The organism is Sphingomonas sp. BK235 (assembly GCF_004345855.1).
GTDB lineage: Bacteria > Pseudomonadota > Alphaproteobacteria > Sphingomonadales > Sphingomonadaceae > Sphingomonas.
On record NZ_SLXN01000001.1, the window covers coordinates 217,347 to 233,593 of the forward strand.

Annotated in this window: 15 protein-coding genes; 12 read left to right on the plus strand and 3 right to left on the minus strand. The window is 71.3% G+C overall.

Annotation, left to right across the window (positions count from 1 at the left end; genetic code table 11):
• The first annotated feature begins 7 nt into the window (after positions 1–7).
• The 3 genes from parE to EV292_RS01035 all read left to right on the plus strand — a co-directional run bounded on the left by parE (position 8) and on the right by EV292_RS01035 (position 4,799).
• The gene (parE, locus tag EV292_RS01025; RefSeq protein ID WP_132907345.1) at positions 8–1,984 is read left to right on the plus strand and encodes a DNA topoisomerase IV subunit B; all 1,977 of its coding nucleotides are present in this window, start codon (positions 8–10) and stop codon (positions 1,982–1,984) included.
• The gene (locus EV292_RS01030; RefSeq protein ID WP_132907346.1) at positions 1,981–2,640 is read left to right on the plus strand and encodes a YoaK family protein; all 660 of its coding nucleotides are present in this window, start codon (positions 1,981–1,983) and stop codon (positions 2,638–2,640) included. Before parE ends, EV292_RS01030 begins: the two co-directional genes overlap by 4 nt.
• 509 nt (positions 2,641–3,149) lie before the next feature.
• Positions 3,150–4,799, plus strand: a complete 1,650-nt coding sequence (locus EV292_RS01035; protein WP_132907347.1) for a winged helix-turn-helix domain-containing protein — start codon at positions 3,150–3,152, stop codon at positions 4,797–4,799.
• A gap of 16 nt (positions 4,800–4,815) precedes the next feature.
• On the opposite strand, the gene EV292_RS01040 is transcribed toward EV292_RS01035, so the two are convergent.
• Together EV292_RS01040 and EV292_RS01045 are read right to left on the minus strand one after the other, a co-directional pair.
• Complete coding sequence (locus EV292_RS01040; RefSeq protein WP_132907348.1) at positions 4,816–5,154, minus strand: UrcA family protein; 339 nt, start codon at positions 5,152–5,154, stop codon at positions 4,816–4,818.
• Between the two features lie 214 nt (positions 5,155–5,368).
• Positions 5,369–6,031 carry an alpha/beta hydrolase gene (locus EV292_RS01045; protein ID WP_132907349.1) on the minus strand — a complete coding sequence of 221 codons (663 nt, stop codon included), beginning with the start codon at positions 6,029–6,031 and terminating at the stop codon, positions 5,369–5,371.
• Positions 6,032–6,222: 191 nt separating this feature from the next.
• Between EV292_RS01045 and EV292_RS01050 the strand changes: the two genes are divergently transcribed.
• From EV292_RS01050 to EV292_RS01070, 5 genes are all read left to right on the plus strand, one after another.
• The gene (locus EV292_RS01050) at positions 6,223–6,957 is read left to right on the plus strand and encodes a TlyA family RNA methyltransferase (RefSeq protein WP_207913309.1); all 735 of its coding nucleotides are present in this window, start codon (positions 6,223–6,225) and stop codon (positions 6,955–6,957) included.
• A 73-nt stretch (positions 6,958–7,030) separates the two neighbouring features.
• On the plus strand, positions 7,031–7,591 hold the full coding sequence (locus tag EV292_RS01055; RefSeq protein WP_243693538.1) for a TspO/MBR family protein: 561 nt from the start codon (positions 7,031–7,033) through the stop codon (positions 7,589–7,591).
• A 23-nt stretch (positions 7,592–7,614) separates the two neighbouring features.
• Positions 7,615–7,875 (plus strand): accessory factor UbiK family protein, encoded by a 261-nt coding sequence (locus EV292_RS01060; RefSeq protein WP_132907350.1) that lies wholly within the window; start codon positions 7,615–7,617, stop codon positions 7,873–7,875.
• Positions 7,876–7,924: 49 nt separating this feature from the next.
• On the plus strand, positions 7,925–8,431 hold the full coding sequence (locus EV292_RS01065) for a YbjN domain-containing protein (protein WP_132907351.1): 507 nt from the start codon (positions 7,925–7,927) through the stop codon (positions 8,429–8,431).
• 3 nt (positions 8,432–8,434) lie between these two features.
• Positions 8,435–9,223: a pyrroline-5-carboxylate reductase dimerization domain-containing protein gene (locus EV292_RS01070; protein WP_243693539.1), complete on the plus strand. Its 789-nt coding sequence runs from the start codon at positions 8,435–8,437 to the stop codon at positions 9,221–9,223.
• A 70-nt stretch (positions 9,224–9,293) separates the two neighbouring features.
• On the opposite strand, the gene EV292_RS01075 is transcribed toward EV292_RS01070, so the two are convergent.
• Positions 9,294–9,752, minus strand: a complete 459-nt coding sequence (locus EV292_RS01075) for an Lrp/AsnC family transcriptional regulator (protein WP_132907352.1) — start codon at positions 9,750–9,752, stop codon at positions 9,294–9,296.
• A gap of 114 nt (positions 9,753–9,866) precedes the next feature.
• Here EV292_RS01075 and EV292_RS01080 point away from each other — a divergent pair, with 114 nt between their 5' ends.
• The 4 genes from EV292_RS01080 (at position 9,867) to EV292_RS01095 (ending at position 16,159) form a co-directional block, all read left to right on the plus strand.
• Positions 9,867–10,073 (plus strand): DUF6356 family protein, encoded by a 207-nt coding sequence (locus EV292_RS01080; RefSeq protein ID WP_132907353.1) that lies wholly within the window; start codon positions 9,867–9,869, stop codon positions 10,071–10,073.
• A gap of 481 nt (positions 10,074–10,554) precedes the next feature.
• A complete protein-coding gene (locus EV292_RS01085; protein WP_132907354.1) occupies positions 10,555–12,378 on the plus strand; it encodes a diguanylate cyclase in 1,824 nt (607 codons plus the stop codon).
• 67 nt (positions 12,379–12,445) lie between these two features.
• Positions 12,446–12,757 carry an I78 family peptidase inhibitor gene (locus tag EV292_RS01090; RefSeq protein ID WP_243693616.1) on the plus strand — a complete coding sequence of 104 codons (312 nt, stop codon included), beginning with the start codon at positions 12,446–12,448 and terminating at the stop codon, positions 12,755–12,757.
• Between the two features lie 279 nt (positions 12,758–13,036).
• A complete protein-coding gene (locus EV292_RS01095) occupies positions 13,037–16,159 on the plus strand; it encodes a S8 family serine peptidase (protein ID WP_132907356.1) in 3,123 nt (1,040 codons plus the stop codon).
• Positions 16,160–16,247 lie beyond the last annotated feature (88 nt).

The following is a 16,247-nucleotide window of genomic DNA, read 5'->3' on the forward strand; positions in this document are numbered from 1 at the left end:
GAGCGTCATGGCCGATCTGTTCGCTTCCCCCACCGCCGGCGCCACCACCTATGACGCGTCGTCGATCGAGGTGCTCGAGGGGCTCGAGCCCGTCCGCCGCCGCCCCGGCATGTACGTCGGCGGCACCGACGAGCGCGCGATGCACCACCTCGCCGCCGAGGTGCTCGACAATGCGATGGACGAGGCGGTGGCGGGCCACGCCACGCGCATCGAGATCACGCTGGAGCCGGGCAACCGACTGACCATCGTCGACAACGGCCGCGGCATGCCGGTCGACCCGCATCCCAAATTCCCCGACAAGTCGGCGCTCGAGGTGATCCTCTCGATGCTCCACTCGGGCGGCAAGTTCGCGGGCAAGGCCTATGCCACCTCGGGCGGCCTGCACGGCGTCGGCGTCTCGGTGGTCAATGCGCTGTCGAGCGACACCGTGGTCGAGGTCGCGCGCGACCGCCAGCTCTACCGTCAGCGCTTCGGCAAGGGGCAGACGCTCGGCCCGCTGGAGAATGTCGGCGCCGCCCCCAACCGCCGCGGCACCTCGGTGGCCTTCACGCCCGACACCGAGATCTTCGGCCCCGAGCTGCTGTTCAAGCCCGCGCGGCTCTACAAGCTGGCGCGTTCCAAGGCCTATCTGTTCGCGGGCGTCGAGATCCGCTGGCATTGCGCGCCCGAGCTGATCGGTGACGGCACGCCGGCGGAGGCGGTGTTCCAATTCCCCGGTGGCCTCTCCGACCATCTGCGCGAGCAGATCGCCGGCCGCGAATGCGCCACCGCCGATTTCTTCGCGGGCCAGCAGGACTTCCCCGACCAGCAGGGCAAGGTCGAATGGGCGATCGCCTGGCCGCTGTGGAGTGAGGGCAGCTACAGCTGGTATTGCAACACCATCCCCACGCCCGACGGCGGCACGCACGAGCAGGGGCTGCGCCAGGCGCTGGTGCGCGGGCTGCGCCAGTTCGCCGACTTGGTCGGCAACAAGCGCGCCAAGGAGCTCACCGCGGACGACGTGATGGTGGGCAGCGAGCTGATGCTCAGCGTGTTCATCCGCGAGCCGCAGTTCCAGTCGCAGACCAAGGACCGGCTCACCTCGCCCGAGGCGGCCGGGCTGGTCGAGAAAGCGATGCGCGACCATTTCGACCATTGGCTCGGGCAGAATATCGAGCGCGGCAAGGCGCTGCTCGGCTATGTGCTGGAGCGGATGGACGAGCGGCTGCGGCGCAAGGCCGAGCGCGACGTCAAGCGCAAGACCGCCACCTCGGCGCGCAAGATCCGGCTGCCGGGCAAGCTCACCGACTGCGCCTCCGACAGCTCCGAGGGTACCGAATTGTTCATCGTCGAGGGCGATTCGGCGGGCGGCTCGGCCAAGCAGGCGCGCGACCGCAAGACCCAGGCGATCCTGCCGATCCGCGGCAAGATTCTCAACGTCGCCTCGGCCACCTCGGCCAAGATCCTGGCCAATCAGGAGATCGCCGACCTGATTCAGGCGCTCGGCTGCGGCACGCGCAAGGACTGCCGGCCCGAGCAGCTGCGTTACGAGAAGATCGTCATCATGACCGACGCCGACGTCGACGGCGCGCATATCGCGACGCTGCTGATGACCTTCTTCTTCCAGGAGATGCCCGAGCTGGTGCGGCAGGGGCATCTGCACCTCGCGCAGCCGCCGCTGTACCGCCTGACGGTCGGCGCCAAGTCGCTCTACGCGCGCGACGACGCGCACCGCGCCGAGCTGGAGCGCACCGTCTTCCGCGGCAAGAAGGTGGAGGTGGCGCGCTTCAAGGGCCTGGGCGAGATGAACCCGCAACAGCTCCGCGAGACGACGATGGACCCCGCCAGGCGCAGCATGATCCGGATCACGCTGCCGCAGGAATATGAGGAACGCGCCGGCGTGAAGGACCTGGTCGACCGGCTGATGGGCACCAATCCCGCGCACCGCTTCGCCTTCATCCAAGAGAATGCGGCGCGCCTGGACGAGGAAGCGATCGACGCGTGACCCGGCATCCACGACGTGAATGGTGGCTGGCGATCGCGCTGGCGGCGCTGGCGGGCTATGTCGACGCGATCGGCTTCCTGCGGCTCAACGGGCTGTTCGTCTCGTTCATGAGCGGCAATTCGACCCGGCTGGCGGTGGCGCTGGCGGGCGGTTCGCCGCTGGCGCTCACCGCGGCGTCGCTGATCCTCGCCTTCGTCGCGGGCGTGGTGGCGGCCTCCACCGCGGGGATCGCGCTGGGGCGCTGGCGCGCGCCGGGGGTGATCGTGCTCGCGGCGGTGCCGCTCGCGGTGGCGGCGGCGCTGCCCGAGTTCGGTCCGCTCGGCGCGCTGGGGACGGTACTGCTGGCGCTGGCGATGGGGATGCTCAACGCGGTGTTCCAGCGCGGCGGCGAGGTGACCATCGGGGTGACTTACATGACCGGGGCGCTGGTGAAGTTCGGCCAGCATCTGGCCAATGCGCTGATGGGCAGCGGTGCGCGCTGGGACTGGCTGCCGTATCTGCTGCTGTGGTCGGGGCTGGTCGCGGGGGCGTTCCTGGGGACGGCGGATTATGTCGCGCCCGACAATGCGGCGCTGTGGCGCGCGACGATGGCGGCGCTGGGGATCGCGCTGCTCGCGGCGGCGGTCAGCGCGGGGGACCGCTCGCCGCGCGAGTGAGACGGGGAGGGGGCGACGACGATGGGGGGCGAGGCCATGTGCAAGCAACGCGCCCGCGCGGCGCCAAGGTCGGGCGGCCCTCGTGGGTCGCGAGGCGATGTTGCACGCGGAGAACACCGCCGCCTCGTCGGCCAAGGTCAACACCCCGGCCCACACCGGCATCAACGCCCCCTCCGATGGCGTCATCCTGAACTCGTTTCAGGATCCACGGCGCCGCGGGCGCGGCGGCGGCGAGTCATGCGGGTCAGTGCATCCGGACCCAGGCGATCCCTTGTCGCGGAACTGGCTTGCCCCACCCGTCATCCCAAGCTCGATCCGGGATCCATGGCGCCGCGAGAGTCACCGGCGTTGTTCTCGCGGAAGGATGGATCCCGGCTCGAGGCCGGGATGACGGTGACGGAAGAGCGAGCCACCTTCTGGGACCGAACCCGTGGCTCCCGAGACGAGCTCGGGATGACGCCCGTCGAGGAGCGGCGCGACGCCTGTTTCGCCGACGAACGGCCGGCGCGATGATCGACCTCGCGCGCACGCCCGATCTCGACCTCGCCGGACTGCTCGTCCGCCCGTCGCTGCGCACCGTCGCGCTGGGCGAGCAGGAGGAGCTGCTCGAACCGCGCGTCATGCAGGTGCTGGTGGCGCTCGCGCGCGCGCATGGCGCGGTGGTGTCGCGCGACGCGCTGGTCGAGCAATGCTGGGACGGTCGGATCGTCGGCGACGACGCGATCAACCGCGCGGTCGGTCGCCTGCGTCGTCTCGCCGAGGGCATCGCCGCGGGACGCTTCCGCATCGAGACGATCGCGCGCGTCGGCTATCGCCTGACCGTCACCGCGGGCGCGGGCGCGGGCGCATCGCCATCGACGGGGGCGCCGTCGCCGGACACCGACGTCACCGCGGCCAACGCCACCGACACGACCGCCGCGCGCCAAGCCGTCGACGCCGCACCGCCCGGCAACGCCGCAGGCCCGAGCGATACCGCCGCCGCATCGCTGCCGCCGCGCCGTGCCCTGCTCGCCGGGCTCGGCATCGCGACGGCGGCGGCCGCGGTGGGCGCCTGGTGGTGGCAGCGCGCGCGCCCGGCGCCGCGCTCGGACGAGGTCGCCGCACTGATCGCGCAGGCGCGCGACGCGCAGCGCCAGGCGGATCGCGCCGGGCTGTGGCAGGCGATCGGGCTGTTCCGCCGCGCGGTGCTGCTCGCCCCCGACGACGCCGATGCCTGGGGGCAGCTCGCGATCGGCTGCGCGGTGGCGGCGCGGATCGGCGCGATGGCCGACCGCGCGGCGTTCGCGCAGCGCGCGCTCGCGGCCGAGCGACGCGCCGAGGCGATCGATCCCGGCAACGCTTATGCCGCGCTCGCGCGGATGCGGCGCGCACCGATGCTCGGCAACTGGCTGACGCAGGAGCGCGTCACCCGCGGCGCCGCGCGCCAGCACCCCGACGACGATGTGATCGCCGACGCGCTCGGCCGCATCCTCCAGATGGTCGGGCGGATGCGCGAGGCGGAGGCGGAATATGCGCGCGGCCTCGCCAGCGGCGGGCCGTCGCCGATCGCGATGTACCAGCGCGTCGTCTCGCTGTGGAGCACCGACCGGCTCGAACAGGCCGATCGCGCGATGGACGAAGCCTATGCGCTCTACCCGCTCCATTACTCCGTCTGGTTCACGCGCCTGTTCCTGCTGTCCTACACGGGGCGCGGTGCGGAGGCGCTGCGGATGGTCGAGGACGGTGACCACCGCCCCGCCAATATCGACGAGCCGAGCTTCGCGCTCGCCGCGGGGATCGCGCGCGCGCTGCAGACGCGCGACCCGCGCGAGATCGACGCCACCGCCACCGCCTATCTCGACGCCGCGCACCGCGGCGCGGGCCATGCCGAGAACGCGATCCAGTTCCTCAGCGCGGCGGGGCGGCTCGACCAGGCTTTCCAGGTGGCGGAGGGGTATTTCCTCGGGCGCGGCTTCGCGGTGGCCGCGCTGCGCTTCTCGCGCCGCCAGGGGACCTATACCGCGCCCGACCAGCGCGTGACCTGGTTCCTGTTCGCGCCGCCCTGCACCGCGCTGCGACGCGACCCCCGCTTCGCGACGCTGGCGCGCGCGATCGGGCTGGAGCGCTACTGGCGCGACTCGGGCACGCGCCCCGACGATACCGCGGTGGCGCGCGGCTGAGGCGCGCGCGGCACGATCAGCGCTGCGCGAGTGCGGTCGCGTCACGCTCGCTCAGCGCACGCCGCAGCGTCGCCGAGCCGCGCGCCGCGGCCGCGACCGACGCGGTGGCGCAGGCGCGCCGGTCGATCGCGAGCGGTTCGTGCGCGCAGAGTCTGCTGGCGGCGCGTTCGACCCGCGCGAGCATCGCGGCGCGTCCGGTGTCGCTGCTCTGGTCGAGGTCCTGGCCGGTGACGTGATAGGCGTGGTCGCCGATCCGCCAGACATGCTGCGCGGCCGCCTCGGGCGCGGCGAGCGCGGCGATCACGAGGAGAAGGGCGGGGACGGGCGCGGCGACCGCGGGGACGAGGTGACGCATGCTGGCTCTCCGATGGCGCGACGGGGATCGTCGCGGTCGGGAGTCTCGCGCCGGCGTGGGCCGGTGGCGCGGCGGGTCAGCCGATGATTGACCGATCGTTCGCCGATGATCGGCCGCGAAGAAGCAGGACGGCGGGTGGGGGCAGGGCGGCGGGAGAGGGCGGCCGGTGAGGGCGGGGCGGCGGGTGAGGCGCGCCTGCCGCCGCCCCGCCCGGTCAGGCGCGCAGGCCGGCGCCGTGGTCGCGCGGTCGCGCCAGGATCGCGCGCGCGTCGCCCGGGGTGCGCGCCTCGCCGTGCGGGCCGCCCGCCGCGGCGATCACGCGGTCGAGCAGTTCCAGCCCGTCGGGCCAGCGCCCCAGCCCGCTCGCGGCGTTGAGGTGGCCGCACGCGCCATAGTCGATGAAGTGGCTGCCCCAGTCGACCGCGAGGCTGTGCGCGCGCTCGATCGACACCCAGGGATCGTCGGTCGAGGCGACCACGATCGACGGGAAGGGCAAGGGCTGTTTCGGCGCCGGCGCGAAGGGTGCGAGCTCGTCCGCCACGTCGGCGCGGTCGACGTCGGCGGGCGCCACCAGCAGCGCGCCCGCGACCGGCCAGCCATAAGGTTGCGGGCTCAGCGAGGCCCACCACGCCACCGCGACGCAGCCCAGGCTATGCGCCACCAGGATCACCGGCGCGCGCGCGCTCGCCACCGCCTGGTCGATCTTGGTGACCCAGGCGTTGCGATGCGGACGGTCCCACATGCCCAGCTCGATCCGGGCGGTGTCGGGTCGGCTCTTTTCCCACAATGTCTGCCAATGTGCCGGCCCCGATCCGCCCAGCCCCGGGACGGTCAGAACGGTCGGCTGCACCGACAGATCGAACGCGGTATGTCCCATGACAAACCTCCTGTTGGTGAGGCCGCGGCTATCAGTCTAGGGGTCGGCAGTGCCGCGGCCTCTGTCGCATAGCTATTACCTACTAAATCGATCGGCAATCCTGCGGCGCAGCATTTGACGCGAACGGAGGCGCGGCAGCGACGAGCGGATGGACGGTTGCGGCGCGCGCGCGCGGAGGCGATAGCGGCGCCATGCCCAAGCAGCGCGTGGACCAGATGCTCGTCGATCGCGGCCTCGCCGAGTCGCGCACGCGCGCACAGGCGTTGGTGATGGCGGGGCTGGTCTTCGCCGGCGAGCGCAAGGTCGACAAGCCCGGCCAGACGCTGGCCGAGGATGTGCGGCTGGAGGTGCGCGGGCGCGACCATCCCTGGGTATCGCGCGGCGGCGTCAAGCTGGCGCACGGGCTCGACCGCTTCGGCTGGGACGTCACCGGGGCGGTGGCGATCGACGTCGGCAGCTCGACCGGCGGCTTCACCGAAGTGCTGCTCAGCCGCGGCGCGGCGCGCGTCTATGCGGTCGACAGCGGCACCAACCAGCTCGCGTGGAAACTGCGTCAGGACGCGCGCGTGATCGTCCACGAACAGACCAGCGCGCGCCTGCTCACCGCGGCGCACGTGCCCGAGCCGGTCGATCTGGTGGTGTGCGACGCGAGCTTCATCGGGCTGGCCAAGGTGCTCGCGGTGCCGCTCGGCTTCGTCCGCCCCGGCGGGCGCGTGCTCGCGCTGATCAAGCCGCAGTTCGAGGCCGGGCGTGCCGAGGTCGGCAAGGGTGGGGTGGTGCGCGACCCGGCGGTCCACGCGCGCGTCTGCGCCGAGGTGGTGGCGTGGCTGACTGCGACGGGCTGGCGCGTCGAGGGGGTCGAGCAGAGCCCGATCACTGGCCCAGAGGGCAATGTGGAGTTCCTCGTCGCCGCGACGCGGGACTGAATCTGGTACAGGGGCCATTTACCTGGATCGGGCGTTAGGGCAGCACGTCCGGGTCGGACCGATCGCGAGGGAGATGCGGGTGGGCACAGTCGCTTCCAAGGAACAATTGCGCATGTCGTTCCTGCGCTGGGCCGCGGTGGCGGTGCCGGGGGTGCTGCTGCTCGGCTTTCTGTCGGGGCGCACCGTGCCCTCGGGCGACCAGAACGGCTGGTATCGCGCGCTCGCCAAGCCCGAGCTGACGCCCCCCGGCTGGCTGTTCCCGCTGGCCTGGTCGCTGCTGTATGTGATGATGGGGCTCGCGCTGGCGCTGGTGCTCAGCGCGCGCGGCGCGCGGCTGCGCTGGCTGGCGGTGGCGCTGTTCGCCGCGCAGTTCGTCGGCAACCTGCTGTGGACGCCCTTGTTCTTCGGCGCACACCGGGTGTCGGCGGCGTTCCTGCTGATCGTCGCGATCCTGGGGCTGACGATCCTCACCACCTTCGTGTTCGCGCAGGTGCGCCGGACCGCGGCGTGGCTGCTGGTGCCGTATATGATGTGGCTGAGCTTCGCGGCGACGCTCAACTGGCGCATCGACCAGCTCAACCCCGACGCGGAACGGCTTGTGTCGCCGGCCGCGGCGTCCCAGATGGTCGATTGATCGCTCTCACAGGAAAATACGTCATGCAGTCCGAGAATCACCTGTTCGGCGACCTCGCCAAATTGTTTAACGGCGCGGCGGGCACGCTCGCCGGGGTGGGCCGCGAGGCCGAGGCTAACGCCCGCGCGCGCGCGCGCGAGTGGATCGGCGGGCTCGACTTCGTCGCGCGCGACGAGTTCGAGTTGGTCAAGGCCATGGCCGCCGCGGCACGCGACGAGAATGACGCGCTGCGCGCGCGCATCGAGAAGCTCGAGGCGGCGCTCGCCGCCAAGGCCGGCGGGTGATCGCGCCGCCAGGGATGACGCGCGTCGCGCGCCATGCGATAAGTCATTGATGCTCGACGAAGCCGACCACGATACTGCGGGCGACGCGCCGCTCGACATGCTTGAGGCCTATTTCCTCGCGCATGGCTGGCCGTGCGAGCGCAACGAGGACGAGATCACCGCCTCGATCAAGGGCAGCTGGACCGAATATGAGCTGCGCGCGCTCTGGCGCGAGGAGGATGGCGTTCTGCAATTGCTCGCCTTCCCCGACGTGAAGGTGGCCGAGCAGCGGCGCGCGCCGATCTACGAGGCGCTCGCTCTGGTCAACGAACAATTGTGGATGGGGCATTTCGAGCTCTGGTCGAGCAGCGGCATCCTGCTCTATCGCAACGCCACCGCGATCGAGGCGGAGGAGGGCGAGGCGACGATGGCGCTGTCCACCGCCGAGCTGCTGGTGGAATCCGCGATCGACGAGTGCGAGCGTTTCTACCCCGTGTTCCAGTTCGTGCTGTGGGGTGGCAAGACCCCGAGCGAGGCGATCGCGGCCGCGATGGTCGAGACGGCGGGCGAGGCCTGACGCGTGCGGCTGTGGATGATCGGGTGCGGCAACATGGCCTCGGCGATGCTGCGCCGCTGGCTCGCCAGCGGGGTGGTCGCGGCGGAGGACGTCGACGTCGTCAACCGCCAGCATCGCGTGCTGCCGCTCGGCGTGCGCCAGGCGCGTGAGCTGCCCGACGCGCCGCCCCCCGACGCGGTGATCCTCGGCATCAAGCCGCAACAGCTCGACGCGGTCGCGGCGGTGCATCGTACGCGCGTCGCGGCGGCGCCGCTGCTGGTGTCGATGCTCGCCGGCGCGGACCCGGCGCGGCTGGCGGCGGCCTTTCCCGGGCCGGTGCCGATCCAGACGATGCCCAACCTGCCGGTGGAGCTCGGCCGCGGCGTGGTCGCGGTCCATGCGCCCGCGGCGCCCGACCCGGCGCGCGCGGTGGTGGACCGGCTGCTCGCGCCGCTGGGGCTGGTGGAGTGGTTCGACGATCCCGCGCGTTTCGCCGCGGCGGGGGCGGTGTCGGGGACGGGGCCGGCCTTCCTGTTCCGCTTCGTCGACGCGCTGGCCGCGGGTGGCGTGGCGATCGGCCTGTCGCGCGAGGAGGCCGCCGCGGTGGCGCTGGCGACGGTGGAGGGCGCGGCAGCGATGGCGGCCGCGAACGAGCGCGATCCCGCGGCGCTGGCGGATGCGGTGGCGAGCCCGGGCGGGATGACGCGCGCGGGGCTTGACGTGCTCGACCACGAGCGCGCGCTCGCCGCGCTGCTCGAAGAGACGCTGCGCGCGGTGGCGCGCCGCGGCGCGGAGATGGCCGCGGGCGCGTGAGCGGCGCTGACCCCGCGCGGTGAGGGTGTCCGTCGGCACCGCCGGTTCCTGCCGGCGGTTGCTGCATTTCTCACACCGGCAGGGCGGTGGTCGACTTGATCTCTTGCATCGCGAAGGACGAGCTCACGTCGTGGAGCGGGACGACGCGGATCAGCTTGCGGTAGATCCGGTCGTAATCGGCGATGTCACGCGCGACCACCTTGAGCAGATAATCCACCTCGCCGCTCATGCGATAGAATTCGACGACCTCGGGGATGCCCGCGACGCCCTCGGCGAAGCGCTGGAGCCAGTCGTCGCTGTGCTGGTTGGTGCGCACCGCGACGAAGACGGTGACGTCGAGCCCGAGCGACGCGCGGTCGACCAGTGCGACGCGGGCGCGGATCAGGCCGTCGCGTTCGAGCCGTTTGATCCGCTTCCAGCACGGCGTCTGCGACAGGCCGACGCGCGCGGCGATCTCGGCGATCGGCAGCGTCGCATCCTCCTGCAGCAGCGCGAGCAGGCGGCGGTCGGTGGGATCCAGTTTCTCCATCTGGGTAGCCTTGTAGCACGAGGTTCTCCGTTATACGCCATAGAGGCGAAGAAAGAGAAGCCTGGGACCCGATCATCGCGTTATGCTGTTCCCGCACGTGACGGAGGATGAGCGATGCTGGGCCGGATGTTCGTCGATCACCCGCACTCGGTCGGTGAGAGCTATCTCGACCATGCGCGTGTCGCGACGCGCTTCGGGGTGACGCTGGTGGCGGCCGGGGGAGCGTGCCTCGTTCACGCGCTGGTGCCGGGCCTGTTCCGCACCACCGGCAGCCGCGCGATCGAGCGCCTCCACCGCGAGATGATCGCGCGCCGCCACTGAGACCCCGCACCGCAGAGGGCGACGCCAGCGGCGCGCGCGTGGGGTGACTGCGGTGCCAGCGGGTCGCTGCCGTCGGTGGTGCGAGGGGAGGGGCCGCACCCGGCCGCCACCACGATGCGCCGCTCGCCTCGGTGCGACCCCGGCCGGCGGTCCCGCGTCCATCGCGCGCGCTGTCCTACGTTCGCGCCGTCATGGCATGCCCGTCTCACGGCTCCTTCCCGTCATCATGAGCGATTCGGCACCGACCGCCATGGGCGCAAAGTGGCTCATCATTCGCCGCGCCCCACTCCGCTGAAGGCTCAACTTTCTCGACATCTCGCGCGCCGCCCGACGCGGCCCGCTATCAAGAAAGCGCGCCAATCCAATCGTTTCGCTTTTCGCCCGCCGGTCGCGACCGTCCCCCCGGCGCGTGCTTAACACTCGCGTAACCACGCTGACCTTAGCGCTGCTCCATCGACCGCCGCCAAAGGGACGATCGCCTGTGTTCTCCTCGCTGACATCGCGCGTCACCGCGCTGGGTCTCGTCATCGCGCTCGCGCTCGCCGGTCTGGTGGCGTTGCTGGTGCAGGCGTCCTACGAGACGCGCGAGAGCTTCGCCTGGGTGGCGCACTCGCAGCAGGTGATCGTCGCGCTCGACGAGGCGGTGGCGGAGCTGCGCGAGGCCGAATCGGGCCAGCGCGGTTTCCTTCTGACCCAGGACGAGCGCTTCGCCGCCACGGTCGAGGCGCGGCTCGACGATGCCGCGCGCCGTGTCGCGGCGCTCGAGCGGCTCACCGCGGACAACATGCTCCAGCACGAGCGCGCCGCCGCGCTGCGCGCCGCGGTGACGCGCCGCGCCGACTTCCTGCGCGGGCCGCTCGCGCTCGGGCGACGCGGCGATTTCACCGCCGCGCTCTATGTCGTCGCGGGCGGGCGCGGGCTCGAGCTGATGGCCGAGGTGGATCGCCGCGCCGCCGCGCTGCTTCAGCGCGAACGCGACCTGCTCGCGCAGCGCGTCACCGCCGCGGAGTCACGGCTGGCGTGGAGCAAGCGCGTCGCGACGGTCGGCGGCCCGCTGATCGCGGGGCTGCTGCTGCTTCTGGTCGCGATGGTGGCGTTCGGGGTGCGGCGCCCGCTGCGCCGCGTGCTCGACGCGATGGAGGTGCTGGGCGAGGGCCGCGTCGGCGAGCGGCTCGCGACGCGGACCGGCTCGCTCGAGTTCGATCGCCTCGCGCGCGGCTACAACGCGATGGCCGACCGGCTCGATCAGCTCAGCGGCGAGCAGCGCGCCACCGACGCGCGGCTGCAATCCGCCAACGCCGATCTGATCGCGCAGCGCGCCGAGCTGGAGGCGCGCGGCGGGGTGATCGCGCTGCTGGGCGACATGGCGCACCGGCTCCAGGCCGCGCGCAGCGACGCCGAGCTGGCGCAGATCATCGACTGTTTCGTGCCGCAGGTGCTGCCGGGGGTGGCGGGCGCGCTCTATGCGCACAACAATTCGCGCAACCTGCTGGTGCGGCTGGCGCGCTGGGGCGGCGCGGCGCATCTGCCGGAGAGCTTCGGGCCAGAGGAATGCTGGGCGCTGCGGCTCGGCCAGGGGCATGTGGTGCTGGGCGACGGGCGCGAGGTGACGTGCCGCCATGCCGGCACCGGCGCCTATCGCTGCGAGCCGCTGCTCGCCGGGGGCGAGGTGATCGGGCTGTTGTATCTCGACGGCGAGGTCGGCGAGGAGGAAACCTTCCGGCTCGCCGCGCTGGGGGAGAATATCGCCTCGGCGCTGGTCAACCATCGCCTCCAGCGCGACCTGAAGGAGCAGACCGTGCGCGACGCGCTGACCGGGCTGCACAACCGGCGCTACATGGAGGAGATGCTCCAGCTAGAGGTGGCGCGCGCGGCGCGCGCGGGCACCCCGCTGGCGTTCGTGATGTGCGACGTCGACCATTTCAAGCGCTTCAACGACGAGTTCGGACATGACGCGGGCGACTCGGTGCTCCAGCTGGTGGGTGCCGCGCTGCGCGAGCATTTCCGCGACGGCGACGTCGCCTGCCGCTACGGCGGCGAGGAATTCGCGATCATCGCGCCGGGCGCGACCCCGGAGGCGCTGTTGCCGCGGATCGAGCGGCTGCGCGCCGCGATCGGCGCATTGCGCGCGCGGCACGGCGCGCGCGCGCTCGGGCCGATCAGCCTGTCCTTCGGCGTGGCGGGTTGGAACGAGACGCTCGGCCGCGACAATGCGCCGCTGGTCGCCGCCGCCGACGCCGCGCTGTACCGCGCCAAGCGTGAGGGGCGCGACCGCGCGGTGGTGGCGGAGCGGCTCGCCGCCTGACCTTGCCTTTTCGCCGCGACTGGCGTCAGATGCGCGGACGCCGCCACGGAGACGCGTCGTGTTCGTGATGATCGCCGCCGGATCGCTGCTGATGACCGATGTGCCGCCGCAGGAGCCGCCCGCCGGCTCGCGCCTCCCCGCGCCGGGCAGCCACCAGCGCCGCCTCGCCGGTGCGCCGCGCGCGTCCGGCGGCTGCCTCGGCGCCGACGCGGTGGGCCAGCCATGGGACGAGTCACGCCGCGCCGCGCTGGCCAAGCAGAGCGGGCGCGAGGTGCGCGTGCTCCGCGTCGGCCAGCCGCGCTCGATGGACCTGCGCGAGGACCGGCTCAACGTGATCCTCGACTCGGCCGGGCGCGTGGTCGAGATCACCTGCGGCTGACGCTGGTTAGTCTCTGGGGGTGCCATCCAAGTCGAGGCGCCCCAATTGCGCGACGAGATGAAAGTTGCCGCCGGTCGGCAACAATATTTCGACGCTGCAACACGATCGCTTGCCAGTGGTAAACAGCGCGATTAGGCTCGTGTTGCTCGAGCATATTAGAACGTCCGGCCGGCGATCGCGCACGGCGACGTCGGCACCGGCGCATCCACGTCGGTCGCACGGGCTCGCCATGTCACGCCGCTGACCGGACCGGAAGCACACACCGGGAGGCAGGGACGTATGGCACTCAACCTTGGTTCATCGTTCAACGGCGCATCGTGGCGCCCCGACAGCGGCACGTTCGGACCCGACGACATGACGGGGCTCGATCTGGGCACCCAGCTCGTCCTCACCGCCGCGCTGGCGAAACGCGCCGGGCTGACCGCGCTGCCCAGCGCCACCGCCGCCCCGACCGCCGCGCCGATCCCCGCGTTCGACATCTCCACCGGCAAGGCGGTGACCACCGCCTTCGCGCTCAACACGATCCAGGTCGCGGATCCCGAGGCCAAGAACCAATGGCATCTGCAGCGGCTCGGCGACCTCCAGACGGTGTGGAAGGACTATACCGGCGAGGGCGTCAGCGTCGGCGTCTATGACTCGGGCGTGCAATATGCGCACTGGGATCTCGACGGCAATTACGACGCGACCAACCATGTCGTGGTCGACGGCAAGACCTATGACGGCGACTATCGCCCCGCCTCGGGACCGCACGGTACCTCGGTCGCGGGCTTGATCGCGGCCGAGCGCAACGGCGCTGGCGGGGTGGGCGTCGCCTATGGCGCCGACGTCACCGGGGTGAACATCTTCGATCCCTATTCGGAGGACGATGCGAAGGAGGGGATCTTCGTCAACGGCGCCGACCTCACCCAGTTCTTCGAGGCGGTGAAGCAGTCGGCGCGCTACGACGTCACCAATCACAGCTGGGGCGGGCTCGACTATGTCACCACCGCCGCGGCGCGCACCACCGCCGGCTCGTTCGCCAACGGCATGGTCGAGGCGCTCGGCTATGGCTCGGCCGAGGGACGCGACGGGCTCGGCACCGTCCATGTCGCCGCCGCGGGCAATGACGTGATCGACGGCCAGGCCGACAGCTGGAAGAGCGACCGCCACGTCGTGACGGTGGGCTCCTATCGCGAGGTCGACGGCAGCTCGTCTTATTACGTCGACAGCGGCGCGCATCTGCTCGTCGCGGCGCCGTCGAACGATTACGCCGAACTGGGCGGCACCGGTCAGGTGACCACCGATCTGCTCGGCCGCGACGGCTATAACACGCTCGCCAAGCCGGGCGGCGCGGAGGATTATACCGACACGTTCGGCGGCACCTCGGGCGCGACCCCGGTGGTCAGCGGCGTGGTGAGCCTCATCCTCGACGCCAATCCGGAGCTCGGCTGGCGCGACGTCAAGGACATCCTCGCCGCCTCCGCCAAGCTGCCGGTCGCGTTCGACACCGGCCAGACCGCGGCGACCTCGACGATCAGCGGGCTGACCTATGTGCTCAACAACCGCCAGTTCCAGCTCAACGGCGACGCCGCCGGGTGGAACGGCGGCGCGATGCACTACAGCAACGATTATGGCTATGGCGCGGTCGACGCCTATAATGCCGTGCGCCTCGCCGAGGCCTGGTCGCTGTTCGGCGCGGCCAAGACCAGCGCCAACGAGGTGAGCGCCACCACCGGCACGATCAAGGTCGGCAAGACCTCGGTCGCGACCAAGGCCGATACCGCGCTGACGCAATTCTCCGATTTCGTCGGCACCCCGACCAGCTTCCAGTTCCGCGTCACGCAGAACGTCGATGTCGAGCATCTCGACCTCACGCTCAACTTCGCGACGCTGCTGGGCGACGGCACCTCGACGCTCAACACCAGCGCGGTGGGGCTCAAGATCAAGCTGATCGCGCCCGACGGGACCGAGGGCTATATCGACCTGGGCGACACCAACGCCACCACCGTGACGGGCGCCTCGCAGACCTTCACCTTCGGTCTCAGTGGGTTCCGCGGGGTGGACACGCTCGGTACCTGGACGCTCCAGTTCGAGCAGACCGCGGGCGTGTTCGGCACCTATGACGCCAACCGCACCACGGTGAACACGCTCAAGCTCGACCTGTACGGCGCCGCGCCGAGCGACGGCGACGTCTACACCTATACCAACGAGTTCTTCACCATGGCCGCGATCGCGGGCGAGAGCGGGCGGCGCACCCTGGTGGACAGCGACGGCGGCACCGACTGGATCAACGCCGCCGCGATCGCGAGCGACGTGGTGATCTCGCTCAAACAGGGCGGGGTGACCAGCTTCGGCGGCACCAAGGCCTTCACGATCGGCGCGACCACGCAGATCGAGAACGCGGTGAGCGGCGACGGCAACGACACGCTCAACGGCAATGCGCTGGCCAACGAGCTCCACGGCATGCGCGGCAACGACAGCCTGTACGGCGATGCCGGCAATGACTGGCTGTGGGGCGGCCTCGGCGACGACCGGCTCGACGGCGGCACCGGCGCCGACGTGCTGCGGGGCGAGCAGGGCAACGACACCTATGTCGTCGATAACAAGGGCGACGTGGTGATCGAGGATCCCAACGGCGGGCTCGATACGGTCTATACCAAGATCGACTATGCGTTGGGCGCGAACGTCGAGAACCTGTACCTCGCCGGCGCGGCGCGATCGGGCACCGGCAACGCGCTTGACAACGGGCTGTACGGCGGCGGTGGCGACGACACGCTCTACGGTCTCGACGGCAACGACCTGCTCAAGGGCTGGACCGGCAACGACCGGCTGTACGGCGGCAGCGGCAACGACACGCTCCACGGTGGTGCGGGCAATGACTGGCTCGACGGCGGCAGCGGCAACGACGTGCTGCGCGGCGAGGCGGGCAACGACACCTATGTCGTCGACAGTCGCGCCGATCAGGTGATCGAGGCGCTCGGCGAGGGGCTCGACACGGTCTGGGCGTCGGTCGACTATCGCCTGACCGCCAATGTCGAGAATCTGACGCTCACCGGCACCGCCTATAACGGGACCGGCAACGCGCTCGGCAACGTCATCCGCGGCACCGCGGGCGCGAATGCGCTGAGCGGCGAGGCGGGCAACGACACGCTGATCGGCGGCGCGGGGAATGACATGCTGACGGGGGGCAGCGGCGCCGATCGCTTCGTCTTCGCCGACGGTTTCGGCAAGGACACGATCCGCGACTTCGGTCAGGGCGATACGATCGACCTCGCCGCCTATACGCTCGTCGGCGCGCCGGTGCTGACCGATCTCGGCAGCGACACGCTGATCGACCTCGGCGGGGGCAACACCATCCTGCTGCGCGGGATCGACCCGGGCCAACTGAACTTCACCGGCGACGCCTTCGGCTTCGTCGGCTGAGCCGCGCGCCCGGCGTCACGGCCGGGCGATGACACGAAAGAAGAGGGGCGGCTCCCACCGGGAGCCGCCCCTCTCTGTTTGGCCGTTG